Below are 4,894 nucleotides of genomic sequence, written 5' to 3' on the forward strand. Positions count from 1 at the left end.
GCAGGCAACATCGAAAGGAGGTGCCAGATATGGCAATTTATCATATGCAAGCCAAGGTCGTCAGCCGTGGTTCCGGGCGGTCTGCTGTCGCTGCATCTGCTTATATGAGCTGTAGCCGCATATACAATGATTACGATGGCATCCAGCATGACTACACCCGAAAACATGGACTGATCTATCAGGAAGTAATGCTTCCCCCTATGGCTCCGCCTAAATGGAAAAACCGGGAGCAACTCTGGAATGCTGTAGAAGCTGCTGAAAAAACAAAAGACAGCCGACTGGCAAGAGAATTTGTTGTCGCACTCCCTATTGAGTTGGATAAAGACAGCAATATTTCTCTTCTTCAGAATTTTATTCAAAAGAATTTTGTAGATATGGGAATGTGTGCCGATTTCGCCATTCACGATACAGATGGTCACAATCCCCATGCACACATTCTACTTACTGTCCGTCCATTAAACGAAAACGGAACATGGCAGTATAAAACCGAAAAAGAATATCTATGCATCAAAGATGGAGAGGAAAAGGGATTTACTGCTTCTGAATTTAAGGATGCTCAGAAAGAGGGCTGGGAAAAACAGTATCGTTATAAAGCTGGGAAAAAGAAAGTATATCTGACTCCCTCGGCAGCACAGGAGAAAGGTTATGAACGTATCGACAAACATCCAAAAAGCACCCGGTATGGCAGACAAAACCCGATTTCCGAACAATGGAACAGTGAGGAACAGCTCTGCCTCTGGAGAGCAAACTGGGCAGATGCCGTAAATAAAATGCTTGCCCTTAATCAGATAAATGCCGCCATTGATCACCGCAGTTTTGCAGCTCAGGGAATCACTGAACAGCCAACCATCCACGAAGGCTACATTGCCCAGAATATGGAAAAGAAAGGCATGATAGCAGACCGGTGTGAAATCAACCGTCGGGTTCGTGCGGATAACAGAATACTACGGGAATTAAAAACACAGATAAAAAAATTGGTTCAAGCTGTCGAAAAATCTATTCCGGTAATTGCAGAAACATTAGAAGCAATCCGCAATCATATGATTTTTACACAATATCATTTACTTCATAATGAAATGCAAAAAGAAGTGATCCATGACTGGATGCAGCATTTTCGTCCTATCCTAAATAAATATGATACCATTAAGAAAAAGCTCAAAGCGAAAGTTACTGAAAAGAAAGAACTAAATGTGCAAAAAAGTAAAACCAGTATTCTAAATCCTTTCCAGCATATAAAGTTAAACCAGCAGCTTACAACCGTAACAGAAGAAATCGAGGAACTGAAATCTGCCAAAGAACAGCTGCTGTTTCAGGCTGAATGCTCCACAGAGAAAGATATGGCGAGCCTTTCCAGAAAATACGACCAGATGGATAAGAATCTGGATATTCTCGATTCTCAGGATATGGCTCTCAAAGAGCAGCTTGAAAAAGATGCTGTCGCTTTCCAAGAGGAAAAACTCCGGCCTAAACCAGAGCAATATACAGAATTACTGGATGCCAGAATCCAGATACGACCTACTTTCCGAGAGAAACTGATTGAGCAGCTCAAAGGTACTTTTGGTGAATATTATGACTATCACTATCGTGATATCGCAACCCATGAAGTGGATGATCTCAATATGGAAGATCCCTATAGCTTCTCTCATCGTACCTGGGAACTTGAATATCAGAGGAAACAGGAATTGCAAAAAAAACATCCTGTTCAATCCAGGCAAAAATCGCACAACACAGAACTATAATGTTTAAACTACTAATATAAAAAATATCCCGTTTTCTCAAAACAGTTATATTGCTTCATCCCAATAATTCACAAACTGCTAACCACCGAGCAAAAGTGAGGCACAAAGTGCGTAAGCATAATTTGATTTCTTTCCGCTTACGCACTCTCTTTTTATCTTGAGCAAAAAATTCCTACTTTGTAAAGCCAACAAATGGGGTTTGGGGGGCTCCCAAAGTGCGTTTGGATATCCAAACGCTATGCTTGCAAAACCAGTTCCACTAATTTCCCTCGATACTCCCTTCTTCTAAAATCAATGATAATTATAACATTGCCAATTTTGTAAAGTAATAATCAACTTAAAATATAGACGACAAACAATAAAACCATGATACTGTTACAAAAAGCAGTAGCATGGTTTCTTTATATTTCATTATAGATTTTCTCTATCTATCATATTTTCTATTGTTTCTGAGAAACAACACTCTTTCAAATCAATACTTTTGTCCATCTTCACAAGATTTGTATATTTCTCATCTGTATAGTGTTTTGATATTACAGCAAATACTTTATATGTAGGCTGTGCTGTTACATCTCTGATGTCCTTTTTCAGCAATGTGTTCGGTACATTTAATTTCGTATTTTTATCTTTTACGAAGCCAATACAACCACATATATTCCCGGCAGCTTTTTCTGTATATAATTTCGGTCCTCGATCTGTAAATTCTCCTATCATTGTTACGTTTTTCTTAATAAGCATCATACGTTCCAATATATCCAATTTTTGCCCCGTAGAGCCATCTTTTGCAAAAACAAAATCATTTTCTGTTAATCGCTTATCCAGGCATTTCTGGTAAAAATGAATTGCAGAAGCTGTCTCTTTTTTATTCAATCGAACTCCTGTCAAATGTAAAAAATTGTATCTATGGAAAACAACTTCATATCCCTGTACAGATGACAAAATCTTATTACTTTCCTGTAATTGCTTATTCACCTCTTTCGGTAAGCCATATAGGAACAAAACCTTCTGATCCTCAAGATGTTCTTTATATAGTTGTGCCGCTTTTGTCATAATCTGAATTGCACGTCTTTTGTCCATAACTTAATCCTTATCCCATAAAATTTAGAGAAGGGAATGTTCACGCCGCAGCACTAAACATTCCCTTCTCATGGTTGATTTTTCCGTTGTCTGCCAACCTCCAGCACCTTCGTCTGGAAAATATCAGGTTTTTCCGTTGCCTGCCAACCTCCGACACCTTCGTTCGGAAAACGTATCAGATTTTAGGTGTCAACCCACCGCTGATGCACAGCTTTTCTAATTACATTTTACACGAACTATGTGGAAAATGCAATTACAATTTTATCTTATGATGCCCTGCTACATTTTATACACTATTTATCTTACATTTCATTCTTGATAAATTATCTCTTTATCCACAATCTCCCTCGCACATACTTGTATATTGTTCATTCTTCCTATCCATTCCAAGACATTTTCCACCTTTAGCTGTTCTGTAATGCCTTGTGCCTGTTTCATCTGTTCTACAAGTCTTTCAAAGCGTTCCTGTGCCTGTTCTTCTATATCAGCCAAATAACCATTCAGCCTGCCGCTTGTAAGCATATTCAGATATAGCAATCTGCGGTATTCCTTCAAATACCGCAAATGTCTTTGTCCCCATACACCGACAACCCTTTGTTCTTCTTCCTTCGGTAAGGTAAGAGCAGGGATAAGATAATCCCCATGTCTGATATAAGTACCGCCCATCTCTTCAAAAATTGTTTTCTTCATTGTCTGTTCTACCTTTCTTATCGTTCTCTATTCATAGATTTTCTTTACGACCGTTCCAATTTTACAGTAACAATAATTCTTCAATTTTCAGTTCACATTGCCCCTCCCGAAGAAGTATGATAGAATAATTCTATTAAATTGAATCGGAGGTGCCACATGGCTATCAGTTCCAACAATATTCAGGTCTATACTACTTTGTCCAAAGAACTGGTTGCTGAGATTGATAAGGATGCAAAAGCGAACTATCGTACACGTTCCCAGCAGATTAACATGATCCTGACCGAGTATTATAAGACTCAAACAACAACCAAACATGAATCCGAGTAAAACACTGAATTGCCTGAAAACACAGGAAATATCAGTGTTTTCTTATGTTTTCCCTTAATTATAAGGTTCATGGGATCCATAATTATTTCCAAAACTGAGATTGATCACCATTGGTCTTCCCATAGCCAGCGCCTGCCTCACCAGATAATCAATCCCCTGTATCAGTTCCGTAGTTCTGGGAAAGGAGTTCTCTCTGGGAATTCCCATTTTCACAACCAACAGATCACTTTCACAGGCAACTCCCTGATTCACTCCATCTGATGCCCTCCCATTTCCTGCTGCAATTCCCAGCACGGAAGTTCCATGTCCACTGTAATCTGAAGATGGAACAAGACGCCTGCCCTGGTTTTCTCCAAGTGCAAGCGCCTCATCGATCTGCTCTTTCGTATATTCAGTTCCTGTCACATATCCCTGAGGTGGATTTCCCTGTATGCTCTGATCCCATAAACGTAAAATTCTGCTGCTTCCGTCTGCATTTCGGAAATCAGGGTGAAAATAATCCACTCCTGAATCTACAACTCCTGTCAGGATTCCTTTTCCCGTCAGTCCATTCCTGCCGGTCTGCACTGTGCGGATGCAGCTCGCTCCCTTCGCCTGAAACAATTCAAAATACAGGCGTTTGGGTTTCTCCATAAATTCCACCTGAACTCTGTGGGAATACTCATCAATCTCACTTTCCGGCAAAGTTACCACTGCATAACCGCCTAACAATGGCACTACCTGAATTCCATTTCCAGCCAGACCACTTTCCGGTCCGCTGTACTTTATGATCACATCCCATAGCCTGGTTGCAGGATCATATCCTACATTAAGATTTCCTGACTTTCTACGCTCCTGTGGGGTTGCATCCATTGCAAGATTTAAAAGGTTATCTATTTTCTGGTCTGGCATTTTAATCTCATTTCCAGATATTCACTTAGTCTATTATATACAAAAGTTCTGCATACGGACTCTTATTATAACAATTTTAGGATAATAAGCGGGAATCCTCGGCAATTCAATTACTGAGCCTGCAAATAAAAAGTCAATAGCAAATTGATGATTTCAGGCAAAAATTTTTG

5 protein-coding genes are annotated in these 4,894 nt (G+C 39.6%); 2 read left to right on the forward strand and 3 right to left on the reverse strand.

Going from position 1 to position 4,894, the window contains the following annotated elements; translation table 11 throughout:
• The first annotated feature begins 29 nt into the window (after window positions 1-29).
• Window positions 30-1,739: a MobQ family relaxase gene (mobQ, locus tag LJE12_RS19170; protein ID WP_023924145.1), complete on the forward strand. Its 1,710-nt coding sequence runs from the start codon at window positions 30-32 to the stop codon at window positions 1,737-1,739.
• 411 nt (window positions 1,740-2,150) lie between these two features.
• On the opposite strand, the gene LJE12_RS19175 is transcribed toward mobQ, so the two are convergent.
• Complete coding sequence (locus LJE12_RS19175; RefSeq protein ID WP_005428282.1) at window positions 2,151-2,816, reverse strand: PBECR4 domain-containing protein; 666 nt, start codon at window positions 2,814-2,816, stop codon at window positions 2,151-2,153.
• A 309-nt stretch (window positions 2,817-3,125) separates the two neighbouring features.
• Complete coding sequence (locus tag LJE12_RS19180; protein ID WP_005428283.1) at window positions 3,126-3,506, reverse strand: TnpV protein; 381 nt, start codon at window positions 3,504-3,506, stop codon at window positions 3,126-3,128.
• A 156-nt stretch (window positions 3,507-3,662) separates the two neighbouring features.
• Here LJE12_RS19180 and LJE12_RS19185 point away from each other — a divergent pair, with 156 nt between their 5' ends.
• Complete coding sequence (locus tag LJE12_RS19185; protein WP_005428285.1) at window positions 3,663-3,833, forward strand: hypothetical protein; 171 nt, start codon at window positions 3,663-3,665, stop codon at window positions 3,831-3,833.
• 54 nt (window positions 3,834-3,887) lie between these two features.
• Here the strand turns inward: LJE12_RS19185 and LJE12_RS19190 are convergent, their stop codons facing one another.
• Window positions 3,888-4,724, reverse strand: coding sequence for a S8 family serine peptidase (locus LJE12_RS19190; protein WP_118613442.1), 837 nt, complete (start codon window positions 4,722-4,724; stop codon window positions 3,888-3,890).
• Between the last annotated feature and the right edge of the window lie 170 nt (window positions 4,725-4,894).

Origin of the sequence: Blautia sp. DFI.6.71, assembly GCF_020593585.1 — a bacterium.
In the GTDB taxonomy this organism is placed as follows: Bacteria; Bacillota; Clostridia; order Lachnospirales; family Lachnospiraceae; genus Blautia_A; species Blautia_A wexlerae.

Bases quoted from the DNA above. Each gene is read 5' to 3' on its own strand.
- LJE12_RS19180 (WP_005428283.1), bottom strand. From the start codon at position 3,506: ATGAAGAAAACAATTTTTGAAGAGATGGGCGGTACTTATATCAGACAT.
- mobQ (WP_023924145.1), top strand. From the start codon at position 30: ATGGCAATTTATCATATGCAAGCCAAGGTCGTCAGCCGTGGTTCCGGG.
- LJE12_RS19175 (WP_005428282.1), bottom strand. From the start codon at position 2,816: ATGGACAAAAGACGTGCAATTCAGATTATGACAAAAGCGGCACAACTA.
- LJE12_RS19185 (WP_005428285.1), top strand. From the start codon at position 3,663: ATGGCTATCAGTTCCAACAATATTCAGGTCTATACTACTTTGTCCAAA.
- LJE12_RS19190 (WP_118613442.1), bottom strand. From the start codon at position 4,724: ATGCCAGACCAGAAAATAGATAACCTTTTAAATCTTGCAATGGATGCA.